The 14,317-nt window shown below is 58.8% G+C and carries 17 protein-coding genes; 7 read left to right on the top strand and 10 right to left on the bottom strand.

The window, feature by feature from the left end; genetic code table 11:
- Positions 1-568: 568 nt before the first annotated feature.
- From BMZ40_RS16755 to BMZ40_RS16740, 4 genes are all read right to left on the bottom strand, one after another.
- On the bottom strand, positions 569-937 hold the full coding sequence (locus BMZ40_RS16755; protein ID WP_092378578.1) for a cupin domain-containing protein: 369 nt from the start codon (positions 935-937) through the stop codon (positions 569-571).
- Between the two features lie 3 nt (positions 938-940).
- Positions 941-1,663: a CHAP domain-containing protein gene (locus BMZ40_RS16750; RefSeq protein ID WP_092378574.1), complete on the bottom strand. Its 723-nt coding sequence runs from the start codon at positions 1,661-1,663 to the stop codon at positions 941-943.
- A 154-nt stretch (positions 1,664-1,817) separates the two neighbouring features.
- Positions 1,818-2,075 (bottom strand): RNA recognition motif domain-containing protein, encoded by a 258-nt coding sequence (locus BMZ40_RS16745; RefSeq protein ID WP_092193610.1) that lies wholly within the window; start codon positions 2,073-2,075, stop codon positions 1,818-1,820.
- Positions 2,076-2,298: 223 nt separating this feature from the next.
- Entirely contained in the window at positions 2,299-3,192 is an 894-nt protein-coding gene (locus BMZ40_RS16740) for a DMT family transporter (protein ID WP_092378571.1), read from the bottom strand.
- A gap of 215 nt (positions 3,193-3,407) precedes the next feature.
- Here BMZ40_RS16740 and BMZ40_RS16735 point away from each other — a divergent pair, with 215 nt between their 5' ends.
- From BMZ40_RS16735 to BMZ40_RS16710, 6 genes are all read left to right on the top strand, one after another.
- Positions 3,408-4,151 carry an ABC transporter substrate-binding protein gene (locus BMZ40_RS16735; RefSeq protein ID WP_092378569.1) on the top strand — a complete coding sequence of 248 codons (744 nt, stop codon included), beginning with the start codon at positions 3,408-3,410 and terminating at the stop codon, positions 4,149-4,151.
- Positions 4,152-4,241: 90 nt separating this feature from the next.
- On the top strand, positions 4,242-4,910 hold the full coding sequence (locus BMZ40_RS16730) for an amino acid ABC transporter permease (protein WP_092378725.1): 669 nt from the start codon (positions 4,242-4,244) through the stop codon (positions 4,908-4,910).
- Positions 4,910-5,683, top strand: coding sequence for an amino acid ABC transporter ATP-binding protein (locus BMZ40_RS16725; protein WP_092378566.1), 774 nt, complete (start codon positions 4,910-4,912; stop codon positions 5,681-5,683). Before BMZ40_RS16730 ends, BMZ40_RS16725 begins: the two co-directional genes overlap by 1 nt.
- Positions 5,680-6,348, top strand: coding sequence for an amino acid ABC transporter permease (locus tag BMZ40_RS16720; protein ID WP_092378564.1), 669 nt, complete (start codon positions 5,680-5,682; stop codon positions 6,346-6,348). The genes BMZ40_RS16725 and BMZ40_RS16720 overlap by 4 nt, the downstream gene beginning before the upstream one ends.
- 127 nt (positions 6,349-6,475) lie before the next feature.
- A complete protein-coding gene (gene ettA, locus BMZ40_RS16715; protein ID WP_092193706.1) occupies positions 6,476-8,158 on the top strand; it encodes an energy-dependent translational throttle protein EttA in 1,683 nt (560 codons plus the stop codon).
- Positions 8,159-8,279: 121 nt separating this feature from the next.
- Positions 8,280-8,732 (top strand): methyltransferase family protein, encoded by a 453-nt coding sequence (locus tag BMZ40_RS16710; RefSeq protein WP_092378562.1) that lies wholly within the window; start codon positions 8,280-8,282, stop codon positions 8,730-8,732.
- A gap of 93 nt (positions 8,733-8,825) precedes the next feature.
- On the opposite strand, the gene BMZ40_RS16705 is transcribed toward BMZ40_RS16710, so the two are convergent.
- Positions 8,826-9,701, bottom strand: coding sequence for a hypothetical protein (locus tag BMZ40_RS16705; protein WP_092378559.1), 876 nt, complete (start codon positions 9,699-9,701; stop codon positions 8,826-8,828).
- Positions 9,702-10,841: 1,140 nt separating this feature from the next.
- Between BMZ40_RS16705 and phnN the strand changes: the two genes are divergently transcribed.
- Positions 10,842-11,405, top strand: a complete 564-nt coding sequence (phnN, locus tag BMZ40_RS16700) for a phosphonate metabolism protein/1,5-bisphosphokinase (PRPP-forming) PhnN (protein ID WP_092378556.1) — start codon at positions 10,842-10,844, stop codon at positions 11,403-11,405.
- A gap of 93 nt (positions 11,406-11,498) precedes the next feature.
- Here phnN and BMZ40_RS16695 read toward each other — a convergent pair whose 3' ends face one another.
- The 5 genes from BMZ40_RS16695 to phnE form a co-directional block, all read right to left on the bottom strand.
- Positions 11,499-11,765 carry a type II toxin-antitoxin system RelE family toxin gene (locus BMZ40_RS16695; RefSeq protein WP_092378554.1) on the bottom strand — a complete coding sequence of 89 codons (267 nt, stop codon included), beginning with the start codon at positions 11,763-11,765 and terminating at the stop codon, positions 11,499-11,501.
- The gene (locus BMZ40_RS16690; RefSeq protein ID WP_092378551.1) at positions 11,752-11,985 is read right to left on the bottom strand and encodes a CopG family transcriptional regulator; all 234 of its coding nucleotides are present in this window, start codon (positions 11,983-11,985) and stop codon (positions 11,752-11,754) included. The genes BMZ40_RS16695 and BMZ40_RS16690 overlap by 14 nt, the downstream gene beginning before the upstream one ends.
- 107 nt (positions 11,986-12,092) lie before the next feature.
- Positions 12,093-12,797, bottom strand: coding sequence for a DUF1045 domain-containing protein (locus BMZ40_RS16685; RefSeq protein WP_092378548.1), 705 nt, complete (start codon positions 12,795-12,797; stop codon positions 12,093-12,095).
- 111 nt (positions 12,798-12,908) lie between these two features.
- A complete protein-coding gene (locus BMZ40_RS19715; protein WP_177193238.1) occupies positions 12,909-13,283 on the bottom strand; it encodes a hypothetical protein in 375 nt (124 codons plus the stop codon).
- Positions 13,284-13,296: 13 nt separating this feature from the next.
- A complete protein-coding gene (gene phnE, locus BMZ40_RS16675) occupies positions 13,297-14,040 on the bottom strand; it encodes a phosphonate ABC transporter, permease protein PhnE (protein ID WP_092378545.1) in 744 nt (247 codons plus the stop codon).
- Positions 14,041-14,317: the final 277 nt, after the last annotated feature.

Genomic DNA, 14,317 nt, shown 5'->3' with positions numbered 1-14,317 from the left:
GGAGCAAGACGAGCGGCAACGATTCCGCCAACGATGCCTGGCTCGGTCAGACAGTCGAAGCAACCTGACCGGACCAACAAGGCCCGCCGCGGTACTGCGGTACGTTTTTCGGGGGAAGAAGACTTGTTTTTCTTGGTTTGGATGGAGACCCGGGCCAACAAGGCCCGCTGCGGTACTGCGGCGCGTTGTCACTGCGGTTTAATATGGTGTGTTTTGGGGGTGAAGAAGACGTGTTTTCTTGGCTTGGCTGGAGAGGCGGGCCTTGTTGGCCCGGTCAGGCCGCTTCGAAACTCCCTCGCGGGCCTCGTACGGCGTAATCGTTGCGTGCAGGGCGTAAAAGCGGAGCAAGACGAGCGGCAACGATTCCGCCAACGATGCCTGGCTCGGTCAGACAGTCGAAGCAACCTGACCGGACCAACAAGGCCCGCTGCGGTACTGTGGTACTTTTTTCGGGGGAAGAAGACTCGTTTTTCTTGGTTTGGATGGAGAGTCGGACCAACAAAGCCCGCTGCGGTGCTGCGGCGCGTTATCACTCTGTGTCATCCCCGCGCAGGCGGGGATCCATCTTTTATTTTTCCAGGGCGATATAGTTTCGCGGGTCGAAGCGTGGGGTGCAGACGGCCAGGAAGATGAGGTCGGATGTGCTGGTGCAGGTGATGCGCTGCCGGACCCCCGGGGGGATGATGACCACGTCGCCGGGATCGACGTTTTGCGGCTGCAGGTCGCCGACTTCGACGCGGCCCTGGCCTTCAAGGATCACATAGCGCTCGGCGGTTTGATTCAGGGCATGCCAGGCCGTGGTGCGGCCCGGTTCGACCCGGGCGCGGGCCATGGATGCGGCCGGGTCGTGATCCTCGTTGGAGAGTTCGGTGATGAAGCATCCTTCCCGGAAAAAGTATTCATTCCCGGGAGCGTGTCTGAGTATGCGTGCCTGCATGGTTCACCTCAGGATGAAGCCGCGGATTTTCAGGTCCTTGGCCCATGTTTTCCATGGCCCGCTCAGAAACGTGGCGGTCATGGTCGCCGGATTGAACAGGACCTTGGCGTCTAGGTCCAGGTGGCATTTGCGGTCAAAGTTGGTGTGACTGAAGCGCAGGCTCCAGGTCCCGTCCGCGTTGGGGCAGGCCTCTTCCACATAACCGAGGTGGCCGGTGGGCATCTTGCGGCGGGTGTTGACGTCGATGACCATGATGGACCCGGCCTTGGGGACCAGGGTCGTCGCCTTGTTCTTGCGCGCGCACTCGAACCACTCCACTGGACCCGTGTCACCCAGGCGGCAGGTCATGATCCCGCTGCGGCAGCGGGCGTAGGGAACGCATTGGGGCTGGCAGCGGCCGGTCACGGTCTTGCCGTGTTTGTTTTTGCTCGTCTTGCCGGGCTGAAGCTTGAAACAGTCCGCGCGGTCCTGGCTCGGATCGACGGCGTCACACTCAAGGCACGGGGCTTCCTGCGTTTCTGTGGTTCGCTTAGGCGTGGTCTCGCTTTGTGGCGCGGCCTGGATGTCGGCTGTTGGCGCCGGGCTTTGGGGGGCGGGGGCTTCCGCCGTCGCGTTTGTTGGTGCCGGGGCGGCTTGCGAAGGTCCGGGCGCGGGCTTGGAACAGGCTGCGAGCATCGTCAGGAGCAGGATCAGGAAAAGTCGGATCGTCTTGGAACAGGGGCGCATCAATAACTCCTGAGGGGATGGGGACTTGGGTGTCGGCTCCAATATGCGGCACGCGGGGAACTCGTCAATGCACTTTTCGGGCAGTCGTGGCGGCGGATTTTGAACAAAAAAAAGCCCGTCCATGGACGGGCTTCCTCATGATCGAACAGACCGCTTAGTAGCGGGGGCGGCTCTCACGGGGCTGAGATTCGTTGACCTTCAGGTTGCGGCCCTGAAAATCGGTGCCGTTCACTGCCTGGATGGCCTGGCGGGCGCCTTCGTCATCCATCTCGACAAAGCCAAAACCACGGGAGCGGCCGGTGGCGCGGTCTTCGATGACGTGAGCAGAGGTGACTTCGCCGTACTGGGAGAACAGGGACTTCAGGTCGGCATCGGTGGTCGACCAGGACAGATTTCCAACATAGATGTTCATAGACTAAACTATAACTCCGAAAAAAAAGGTAAAAAAAATGCGGATATTCCGGCTGGAAACAGCTACCAGCTGGTCCGCACCAGCGTCACGATCATTTCCCATGAAATGGCATGACGCTTCAAAACAATGTGTAGAAATAGTGGTGAGCTGCTGGTCTGTCAATATTTTTTTGAGATCGAAATGCTTGTGGTGGGCAGGTAGAGAGCTTGGGAGCTCGGAATTTTCACTTCGTGGCTTGGGCGTCCGCGAATTTTTGGGTCACGGTGCCAGCCAGGATGAAGCCCAGTCCGGCCAGGGTGGCTGCGTGGATGGTTTCGCCGAGCAGGAAGTGAATGATGAAGAGGGACAGGAAGGGGGCCAGATAGATCATGTTGCTGACCTGCGCCGTGGTTCGGGACAGGCGCAGGGCCGACATCCAGAGCACGAACGTCACCCCCATCTCGAAGATCCCGAGGTAGACCGCGCCAAGCAAACCCGGCCCGTTGGGGATGAGCGAAATGCCGGACAGGAGCGCCCACGCTCCGGTGTAGACCGCGCCGCAGCAGAAGTTGAGCAGCAGGCGCAGGGTCGGGTCCATGGCGTCCTTGACCCCGAAAATCCAGAACAGGGCCCAGATGACCGTGCTGCCCATGGCCAGGGCAAAACCCAGGGGGCTCGCCATCTCGAATCCCAGCAGATTGCCCCGGGTGGAGATGATGAGCGCGCCGAGGTAGCCAAGGCCGATGGCCACGAATTGCAGGCCGCGCAGGCGCTGGCCGAGGAGGGGGATGGACAGGAGGCTCATGGTGATGGCCCAGGTGTAGTTGATGGCCTGGGCTTCCTGGGCGCGGAGCAGGTCGTAGGCGCGGATCAGGACAAGGTAGTAGAGGAAGGGGTTCAGGCCGCCAAGAAGCAGGGAGAAGCGTGCATCCTTGAATGTCAGTCGCGACAATTCTCTCATCCTGCCCTGGATGGCCAGAATCAGGAGCAGAACCAGCACCGAGGTCAGGCTGGCATAGAAAAGCAGCGGCTCCGGCCCGAGGTGGCGCAGGGATAGCTTGAAGGCGGTGGCCACGGTCGACCACAGGCAGACGGCTGCAAGTCCGCAAATATACGCTTTCTTTTGGTTCTTCTGCATTTTCGTGGTGGCCGGGCATGTGTTGCGGTTTTTGAAAAATGAATATACCGGTGTGTACGTGTCACAATGCTGCAAATCATTCGGCATTTGAAAGTGTTGTGCCGTGAAATGAACTGGTTTGGGCCCCCTTGAAAAAACGGGTCGGCCTGGACGGTTCATGATTACTTGTGGGGGAACCTGATTTTTTGTCAAACGTTTTCATGAGGATGAAAAACATGCTGAAACGCGCTGCTTTTGTGATCGCCTGTCTTGTGTGCATGGTCGCCGGTCCGGCCCTGGCCGAGGAAAAAGTCCTGTTGAACGGCATCGACGCCAACTATCCGCCGTTCGCCTACGTGGATCAGAGCGGCAAGCCCAGCGGCTTCGACGTCGACGCCGTGGACTGGGTCGCAGCCAAGATGGGCTTCAAGGTCAAGCACGTGCCCGTTGACTGGGATGGCATCATCCCCAACCTGCTGGCCAAGAAGATCGACTTCATCTGCTCCGGCATGACCATCACCGCCGAGCGTGCCGAGAAGGTCAATTTTACCGCGCCCTACTGGGAAGTGAAGAACGTGTTCGTGACCAAGAAGGATTCCGCGCTCAAGGCCGAGGAAATCTACGGCCAGGAAGTAACCATCGGCATGCAGGCCGGCACCTCTGAGCAAAAGTGGATGGCCGACGAGAAAGAGAAGCAGGGATGGAAGTTCACCATCAAACTGTATGATTCCGCACCTATGGCCATCGAAGACTTGGTCAATGGCCGCATCGATGCCGCCGCCATGAACTATCCCCCGGCCCGTGACGCTGAACATAAGAGGCCCGTGCAGATCATCGGCATCTTCGGCGAAGTCGAGCCCTTTGGCGCGGCCGTGCGCAAGGAAGACAAGGAGCTGCTCGACACTCTGAACAAGGGCTTCGAGATGCTCAAGGCCGACCCCTACTGGGAAGAGCTCATCGCCAAGCACCTGAACAAGTAGTCTGACCGCTTTTGATACCTCGGGAAGGCCTGGCAATGCTCCGGCCTTCCCGTTTTTTTGCCAAGCCGTGCCAAGGATTCAGCCCTGATCATGAACGAAACCGTCACCGTCCTCCTGGACGCCATGCCCTATGTGTTGCAGGGCGCGGCCGTCACTGTGATCGCAGTGGTCGGCGCAATGTTTTTGGGTCTTTTCATCGGCGTGCCCCTGGCTGTCGGGCAGGTTTACGGCCCGTGGGCGGTGCGGGCGTTGTGCGGCCTTTACGTTTGGTTTTTTCGCGGAGTGCCGATTCTGGTGCTGCTTTTTCTTTTCTATTTCGGACTCTTCAACCTCGTGGGTCTCAACCTGAACGCGGTTGCCGCAGCCACCATCGTGCTCGGCATGACCAGCGGAGCCTATCAGTCCCAAATTTTTCGCGGCTCCATCCTGTCCCTGGCCAAGGGCCAGCTCAAGGCGGCCCGCGCACTCGGCATGTCCGACGGCCTGGCCATCCGCTCCATCATCCTGCCCCAGGCCCTGCGCCTGTCCATCCCCGGCTGGTCCAACGAGTACTCCATCATATTGAAGGACTCGGCCCTGGCTTTTGTGCTCGGGGCGAGCGAGATCATGGCGCGGACGCACTTCGTGGCTTCGCGGACCTACCAGCACCTGCCCATGTACGTCAGCGCGGCAGTGCTTTATTTTTTATTGACCTGGGCCGGGGTCATAGCACTGCGCGCCCTTGAAAAACGTGTCAGAATAAAGGGTTATGTGCATTAATGGCGAATAAGAAAACACGAAACCTGCTCATGCGGGTGCAGGGCATATCCAAGGTCCTGGGCGGGCGCGAGATACTCAAATCCGTGAGCCTGAACCTCTACGAAGGTGAAATGAAGGTGCTCATCGGTCCCTCCGGGGGAGGCAAGAGCACGCTCCTGCAATGCATGAATTATCTCATCGTGCCCGACCGGGGGGAAATCGAGTTGGACGGCAGGCGCGTTGATCCGCGCAAGGCCCGTGAACTGTGCGAATTTCGTCAGCAGGTGGGCATGATTTTTCAGGATTTCAATCTCTTCGATCACCTGACCGCGTCGGACAATGTCAGCATAGCCCTGCGCAAGGTCAAGGGCATGAGCCGTGCACGGGCCAGGGCCCGCGCCATGGCGGAGCTGGAGCGCGTCGGCCTTGGCGACAAGGGGCATCTCTATCCGGCGGAGCTGTCCGGCGGCCAGAAGCAGCGTGTTTCCATCGCCCGCGCGCTGGCCATGGATCCCAAGGTCATGTTGCTGGACGAGCCCACTTCGGCCCTCGATCCGGAACTGGTCAGCGAGGTGCTGACCGTCATCCGCGGGCTGGCCCAGAATGGGATGACCATGGTCATGGCTACGCATCAGATGGGTTTCACCCGCTCCCTGGCCGACGAAGTGCTTTTCATGCAGGAAGGCCGGATCATCGAGCAGGGCAGCCCCAAGGAACTTCTGGCCGATGGCTCGGGCACCCGCACCCTTGATTTCTGTTCCCAGATTCTTGATGTGGAGGGCGCCGGCTCATGAACGAGGAGTTCGTCTTTCTGCTGGAACGGCTGGTGCCCGCTCTGAACAAGGGCGTGCTCGTGAGCGTGCAGCTGATCGTGCCCTCGGCCCTGCTGGGCATCTTTTTCGGAGTGATCGTCGGAGCGTGCCGGGCATTTGGCGGCGGAATTCTGCAGGCCGTGGCCAATGGCTACGCCGCGCTGTTCCGGGGCACGCCCCTGGTGATCCAGCTCTTCATCCTGTATTTCGGCCTGCCGGGTGTGGGCATATATTTCCAGCCGTACACGGCGGCCGTGATCGGGTTCACCCTGTGCAGCGCGGCCTATCATTCCGAATACATCCGTGGCGGCCTGCTCTCCATCAAGCGAGGTCAGGAGCTTGCGGCCCAGGCGCTTGGTTTTTCAACGTTCACGACCCTGGTCTGGATCATCATTCCCCAGGCCTTTCGCCGGGCGCTGCCCGGCTGCGGGAACGAGATCGTGTACCTGATCAAGTATTCGTCCCTGGCCTACGTCATCACCTGCTTCGAACTGACCGGGCAGGCCAAGATCGTGGCCAGCGAGAGTTTTCGCTTCAGCGAGGTGTTCATGGTCGTGGGCGTCTACTACCTTGTACTGGTCAGCGTGGCATCCTACGGCCTGCGTAGACTGGAAAAGAGACTGGAAATTCCGGGCTTCGGCCATTAGCTTATCCTGAATCCAGGCAATATTTCATGCGGCCGGCCTTTTGTCGGCCGCTCTCATTCCCGGTTTGTCCACAACGGCCGAACCGGCCGGTATTTATGCAATCAATTCACATTTCGAGGGTATTTTCATGAGCGACGAACCAAATAAGATCATTTATTCCATGATGAAGGTGTCCCGGTTTTACGACAAGAAGCCGGTCATCAAGGATATTTCCCTGTCCTTTTTTTACGGCGCCAAGATCGGCGTGCTTGGCCTGAACGGCTCCGGCAAGAGCTCGCTGCTGAAGATCATGGCCGGTGTGGACAAGGAGTACAACGGCAACATCGTCATTTCCCCCGGCTATTCCGTAGGCTATCTGGAACAGGAGCCGCAGCTTGATCCCGAGCGGACCGTGCGCGAGATCGTGCAGGAGGCCGTTCAGGAAACCGTCGACCTCATGCAGGAGTTCGAGGAGATCAACGCCAAGTTCGCCGAACCCATGAGCGACGACGAGATGGACGCGCTCATCGCCCGTCAGGGTGACGTGCAGGAGAAGCTCGACGCCCAGGATGCCTGGGAGCTCGATTCGCGTCTTGAAATGGCCATGGAGGCCCTGCGCTGCCCCGATCCGGAGACCAAGGTCGGCGTGCTGTCCGGCGGCGAGAAGCGCCGCGTAGCCCTGTGCCGCCTGCTGTTGCAGAAACCCGACATCCTGCTTCTGGATGAACCCACCAACCACCTTGACGCCGAGACCATCGCCTGGCTTGAGCATCATCTGCAGCAGTATCAGGGCACCATCATCGCCGTGACCCATGACCGCTATTTCCTGGACAACGTCGCTGGCTGGATTCTGGAGCTGGACCGGGGCGTTGGCATTCCGTGGAAGGGCAACTATTCTTCCTGGCTGGAACAGAAGCAGAATCGTCTGGCCCAGGAGGAAAAAGAGGAGAGCGCCCGCCAGCGTACCCTGAAGCACGAGCTGGAATGGATCAACATGTCGCCCAAGGGCCGCCATGCCAAAGCCAAGGCCAGAATTTCGTCCTACGAGAATCTGCTCAACCAGGAGACCAAGGACAAGATCAAGACCCTGGAGTTGTTCATCCCTTCAGGGCCCCGTCTTGGGGATGTGGTCATCGAGGCCAGCCACGTAAAGAAGGCCTTTGAGGACAAGCTGCTCATCGAGGATATGAATTTTGCCCTGCCTCCGGGCGGCATCGTCGGCGTCATCGGACCCAACGGCGCGGGCAAGACCACGCTTTTCCGCATGATCACGGGTCAGGAACAGCCCGATGGTGGGGAGATCCGTCTCGGGCAGACCGTGAAGCTGGCCCATGTGGACCAGGACCGCGGCGTGCTTGATCCCAAGAAATCAGTCTGGGAGATGGTCTCGGGCGGGTACGACACGATCAATCTGGGCGGCCGTGAGATCAACTCCCGCGCCTACGTCAGCAAGTTCAACTTCGCGGGGCCCGATCAGCAGAAGACCGTGGGCATGCTTTCCGGCGGCGAACGCAACCGCCTGCATCTGGCGCTCATGCTCAAAAAGGAGGCCAACGTACTCCTTCTCGACGAGCCGACCAACGATCTTGACGTGAACACCATGCGCGCCCTGGAAGAGGCGCTTGAAAACTTCGCCGGATGCGCCGTGGTCATCTCCCATGACCGCTGGTTTCTGGACCGCATCGCGACCCACATCCTGGCCTTCGAGGGTGACAGTCAGGTGGTTTGGTTCGAGGGCAACTATTCGGAATACGAGAAGGATTTGAAACGCCGCACAGGAAACACCCTGACCGTGCCGCGCCGCATCCGCTACCGTCAGTTGACCCGCTAGGCCCAATGCGAATGAACCCGGCCCGGAATAATCCGGTCCGGGTTCTTTTCAATTGCGGTCCGGGGTGGTACTTACATCATCAAGTAATGCCATACTCAATTTTGTCCTTGAGGAGAACATGATGAATACAAAAAGTCTTGCCTGCAAAGTACTTGTGCCTGCTTATGGGATCATCGTGGCCGGCAGCATTCTCGAGAATCTGCTTCTTGGCACGGACTGGTTTCTGCTCGGGTCGGTGATAGGACTCCTGTGGCTGGCAGTGGGGGTGGCCGGTTTGGCGCTGGCCGTGCGCGAGCTCAGGAAAGGCGAGGGTTACACGCTGGTCGAGTCCGGTCCCTTCGCCTGGAGCCGCAACCCGATCCTGGCCGCGAACCTGCTCGGCATCATGCCTGGGCTGTGCCTGGTCCTGAACACCAATTTGGGGATTCTGGGCATTGCCGTCGCAATGTTTCTCTTTTTCAAGAACGTCGGTGACGAAGAGGTGGAGCTTGAAGACCAGTTCGGCGAAACCTACCAGGCGTACCGTGAACGGGTCAGTCGTCTGTTTCCCCTCCCGTCCTGTCCCAAGAACTGATTCCCGCATGATCACGGCAGCCTGCGGGCTGCCGTTTTTCCAAAAAGAAAACGCCCGCATGGGGCGCTTCAAAAGGGTCGTGTCCGTCTCTTCTCAGCGGGAAAGAACCTGCTGCATCGTGCTTATCTTCTGAATCTGTTTCCCGTATTCCCTGATTTCTCGCAGGTCGTAGCTGTTGTCCTGAATCGCGGCCGCGACATGGGCGTTGGCTTTTTGCAGGGTAGTCATGGCCTCGTGAATCCGTGCGCCCATGGCCTCGGCTCGGACAAGCGCTTTTTGCGCCAGCACGAACGCTTTGACCGCCTTGTTCCTCTTGCTGAGCGGTTCCGCGTCTCCGGCATCGATGATGTCCGAGGACAGGGTTTTGAGTTCCCTGGCCGTGTCCGCATATGCCTTCAGATGGCTGGTGGAGGGTTCGTCAAGAGAGAAATCAGCCAGCAGTCTACCCGCAAGAATGGTCAAGGCGTCCGCAAAGGCCAGCACCACATCTTGAATGGTCTCGGATTTTTTTTGCGCCGTCCAGCGGGCATCAAGGCCCAGAGCCACGTTTTGCACTGCCTCTTCCTGGGCGAGGGTCAGATCCGGTCCCAGTGTCTCGGTGATGTTGTCCAGAAAAACCCGTGCGGACTTTCGCACCATTCCGGTACGATCATCCGCTGCAAGGCGCATGAGCAGGTCGCCGTACATGCGCAGTGATTTGCATGCTGCAACGCGCATGGCCGTCGTCTCGGCCAGGGCCGGTTCGTCGTAGACACGGCTTTCGGCATTTTTGGAGTTGTCGAGAATCATGAGCAGCGAGTTCATTTCGATGATTTCGTCGCGCATGGAAAGAAACTCGGATTCGCTCATGCGCCCGACCCTCTCCGTGGCCAGGCCGAAGTTTTCCAGGGCGTTGCGCTGTAAGGTGTTGGTGGCGCATCCGGACAGGATCGCGCAAAAGAAGGCGCACGCAATCAGTATATATTTCATGTTGAAGTCCCTTGAATCGTGTGTAGCTGTCTTGAAAGGCATAATGCGCTTTATAGATTTGAGCATGATCAACAGCGACCTGATAATACATGCTGTATATTTTTTTATCAAGAAATTCAGCAAAAGATCTGCTGTCATACATTGTTTATGGTTTTCAACGGGGGGATGAATTTTAATGTGCGGGTATAGGCAAAATGCCTTTTTTTGCTGAATGAAGATGCATTAAGCCTGACTGGCCATTACATGAATCCTCGCGAGCTTCGTATTACAGCGTGCGGAAGAGTGTTTCTGAAATATGATTTTGCGTTCCGACCTTGCTTGAAAAGAGGTCATTGAAAAAATCGTCATCCCCTTGAAGAAGGGGAACCATGCTTTTTTAACTCTCTGAAAAGAAGGGATTTCGCGCCATTGCCCGACATGGCCCGCCTACATAGGTGGTGTCAAACCCGATCACGCAGGATGGAGCGGAAGCATGACCTCGGTGACATGGACACTCCGGTCTGGCGGGATGGGGAACGGGTGTATTGATGGCGACGCATCACGCCGAAGAAGGGCGGTCACGCAGGACCGCCCCTACGTGCCGCGACAATGGCGCGGTGTTTGATTTTATCACGATGTATCGTTTGGGCAGACCTGTGTGTCTGCCCAAACGCGGTGTCCGGCCGGAGGGTCACGCAGGACCGAAAGAAGGGCGGTCACGCAGGACCGCCCCTACGTGCCGCGACAATGGCGCGGTGTTTGATTTTATCACGATGTATCGTAGGGGCAGACCTACGTGTCTGCCCAAACGTCGCAACAAACGCGGTGTACGGCCAGACGCCCACACCGGGCCACAAACGGCGTCGCGACAATGGCGCGATGTTTGATTTCACGACGACGCATCGTAGGGGCAGACCTACGTGTCTGCCCAATCGCGGTGTCCGGCCGGAGGGCCACGCAGGACCGAAAGAAGGGCGGTCACGCAGGACCGCCCCTACGTGTCTGCCCAAACGTCGCAACAAAGGCGGTGTACGGCCAGACGTCCACACCGGGCCACAAACGGCGTCGCGACAATGGCGCGATGTTTTATACCATGGTGAAACATCGTAGGGGCGAAAAAATTTTCGCCCTCCCCCGCCAACGCACCCCAACAGGATTTCTATGCCAAGACTGATTTACATCATGGGCCCGTCGGGTTGTGGAAAGGATTCTCTCATGGCCGAGGCGCGTCTGCGTCTTCCCGCCGAGGCGCCCGTGGTCTTCGCGCACCGCTACATCACACGCCCGGCAGATGCGGGCGGGGAAAACCATGTCGCCCTGGACCGGGACGAATTCCAGCTTCGCCGGACACGCGGCCTTTTTGCCCTGCACTGGGAAAGTCACGGCTTCGCCTACGGCATCGGCCGTGAGATCGATATCTGGATGGCGGCGGGGCTCAGCGTGGTCGTGAACGGTTCGCGCGAGGCGTTGTCCAGGGCTCTTGCCACTTATCCTGCATTGTTGCCCGTGCTGGTGGAGGTGACCGAAGAGGTCCTGCGCGAGCGGTTGAACGCGCGTGGCCGTGAAGACGCGGCCGAGATGGAGAAAAGGCTGGCGCGGGCGCGCATGGCCGTGATGGAAACACCTGCGCTGGTGCGTTTCGACAACTCCGGCCCCTTGGCCCAGCGAGGCCAGGTCCTGGCTGCCCTGATTCGTGAAGCCGCCTTCAGCGACACGGATTCATGACCGTACTTTCCCCGGAACCGAGCATCCACCCCACCGCATCCGTCGTTGACAGCATCCTCGGCGCCTGGATCGAGACCGGCGCGCAGACCGAGATCATTTTAATGTTCTGTAGACATCGCGCCGATGTCCGACCTTCACGATCATGATTACGAGTTCCTGATCCCTGATTTCATAGATGATTCGATATGTTCCTTGTCTTACCCGGAATCGCTCCTGGCCGGACAGCTTTTCACTGCCGTTCGGCCTGGGATCATCCGCGAGTCCTTCAATGCGCTTCAAGACACTCTGCACGTCTCGTTTTGGGAGTTGGCGCAAATCCTTGGCTACGGACGCCTTGAAGCTCAGCCTATATCTTGTCATGGGCCTTGAGGTCGTTCAACAGCTCTTCGTAACTCATGACCGGCTCCGTCAGACGATGTTCGAAGGCCGCCAGGTCCTCCTGGTCTTCGGCCAGGGCAACCCGGACAGCATCGTTGACAAGGTCGGAAAGCGAACGGTTGGAGTGCACGGCTTTCAGGCGCAGGGCCGCATGCAGCTGTGCGTCGAAATAAATCGTGGATCGTTTTGTAGTTTCGGGCATAATGCTCACCTCGTTTTGTCATCATGTAGTCATGACGTCTTGATGTCAATATTCGGCCGTGCATGTAATCATGCCTCAGAGCGGACCTGCCCCTTGGAAAATCACTGTCAGCCTTGCAACTGGAGCGGAAACCGTCGGAAAATGCCAAAGGGTTCTTCCCGGCACGTCTGCCGGAACACGCAGATGTCACGCACCGGAACGGGCTGGCGGAGTACGGGGGCAAGAAGTGGGGCGAGTTCTGCGCGGATGATTTCCCGTTCTTCGGGATCGTGGATGCTGCCGGTCAGGGTCAGGTGAAAGCGCATTTCTTCCAGTACGCAGGGGTACCCCCAGAGACCGAGCAGGCGCTCCTGGTTCGGGGTCAGGCCCTTGGCCCGGCGGCGGGCAAGTTCCTCGGACCCGGCAGGGCGGCGGAAAGGGTCAGGGACCGTGACGCAGATGCGGGCCAGATCTTGAAGCGTGGGGCATGGCGCGATCAAGGTCAGGGCGAGGAATGAGCCTAGGATGGTAAGTTCAAGTCCCGGCAGGTCGAATGCTCGCATTTTTGCGGCGATGTGACCCACGTTTTCCAGCAATCCAGCTTCATCATGCTGGCTGGCCAGAAAGAAGGGTGGCTTCAGCGTGGCATGCAACCCGTAGTGCCTTGGGGCTGCGGTCAGTTCCCGGAATCTTTCGGGCGCGATGCCGGGCAGGCGCGGTTGCATGAGTTCCGCTTTTGCGCCTGCGTGGCGACCGAGTATTTCGGAGCCGATCCTTTCCAGGGCGCTGTCCGCTTCGGGGGCAAAATATATGGCGTAGCGGGCTTCAGACACAAATCCATCCTTCTGTCACTGCAAGTTTCGGCGAAACAACATGGAAAAATCTCCCGGGTGAAAGGGGTTCAGGGGACAATTCCCCTGGCCGCCGGAGGCATGCCTTCAATCCTAAATCACTTGCCTGCCTTCCCGCCACACTGCAACAACCACGGGCACATCGTCCACCATGCGCACACGCAAAAGGTCCGCGCGTTTGCCGGGAAGCAGTTCGCCCCGGTCGGTGAGCCCCAGGGCCTGGGCCGGATTGGCGGTGAGGCTGGTCGGCCAGCGCACACCGGAGCGGGGCAGGAAATGTTTTTCGATGTTGTCGGTGTGGATCTCGACCAGGCCGGGTAGGAGGTAGTCCCCCTTGAAATCCAGCGCTCCGGAAATGGATGTTGGCGTATCGACATCTCTGATGCTTCCGATTTCGGCGGTGAGAGATCCGTGGACGACACCGTCCGGCATGACCAGACGGGCATTGGTGCAGCAAAGGAAGGGCATGGGTTGATCCGGTTCAGACAAAGAGTTTGCGCAGACGTTGTGAAACGAGGTCGATGGCGGTCACGGATATGATGATCAGGATCATGATGGCGCAGGTCTGGGCGAAGTAGAAGCCTCGGATCATTTCCCAGAGCACGACGCCGATTCCGCCCGCGCCGACTATGCCGTGCACCGTGGCGGAGCGTACGTTGGATTCGAAGCGATACAGCGAATAGGAGCTCCATAGCGGAAGCACTTGCGGGATGACGCCGAAAATGACCTCCTCGATCACGGTGGCGCCGGTCGAGCGGATGCCTTCCACGGGCTGGGGGTCGATGGCTTCGACGGCCTCGGAAAAGAGCTTGGCCAGAACGCCCGTGGTGTGAACCCAGAGCGCAAGGACGCCGGCAAAGGGCCCAAGGCCCACGGACACCACGAAGAGCATGGCGAAGACCACTTCGTTGATGGCCCTGCATGCGTCCATGACACGGCGCACGGGCTGGTAGATCCACCAGGGGGCGATGTTTTCGGAGCTGAGTATTCCGAACGGCCCCGCGCAGATCACGGCCAGAAACGTGCCCCAGACCGCAAGGTGAAAGGTCACGACGATTTCTTCCAGGTAGAGCCGCCAGTCGGAAAAATTCGGCGGAAAAAAATCACCGGCCAGGGTGGCCATGTTCCCCGCATCATTGATCAGCGCCATGGGACGCATGTCCGCGTCTTCCCAGGACCAGGCCAGGATGGCCACGACAATGGCCCAGCCCGTAAGCTTTGACAGGGATTATTGCACGCTGCGGGGCGGGCGGGAGTCGACAAGAATCGTGTTCTGAGCGGTCATGAATGCATCCTTGAATACGGCCAGCCATATCTGGCCGGCCGCATTCTGAATCATGTCGTTCCCTCGTGTTTTGCAATCACTAGGAAACGACTGTTACGGCAATGCGTCCGGCGGATGACAATTGTGGCGTGACATGTATAGACAAATTAGGTGGTTGTTGCGGGCCGCAATAAGAAATGCCTGCCGGGCGGTCAGGCCAGACAGGCATTGGCGGGAA

Origin of the sequence: Desulfomicrobium apsheronum, from assembly GCF_900114115.1 — a bacterium.
GTDB classification, from domain to species: Bacteria; Desulfobacterota; Desulfovibrionia; order Desulfovibrionales; family Desulfomicrobiaceae; genus Desulfomicrobium; species Desulfomicrobium apsheronum.
The sequence above is the reverse complement of the archived record's forward strand: the minus strand, read 5'-3'. Positions and strand labels throughout refer to the sequence as shown.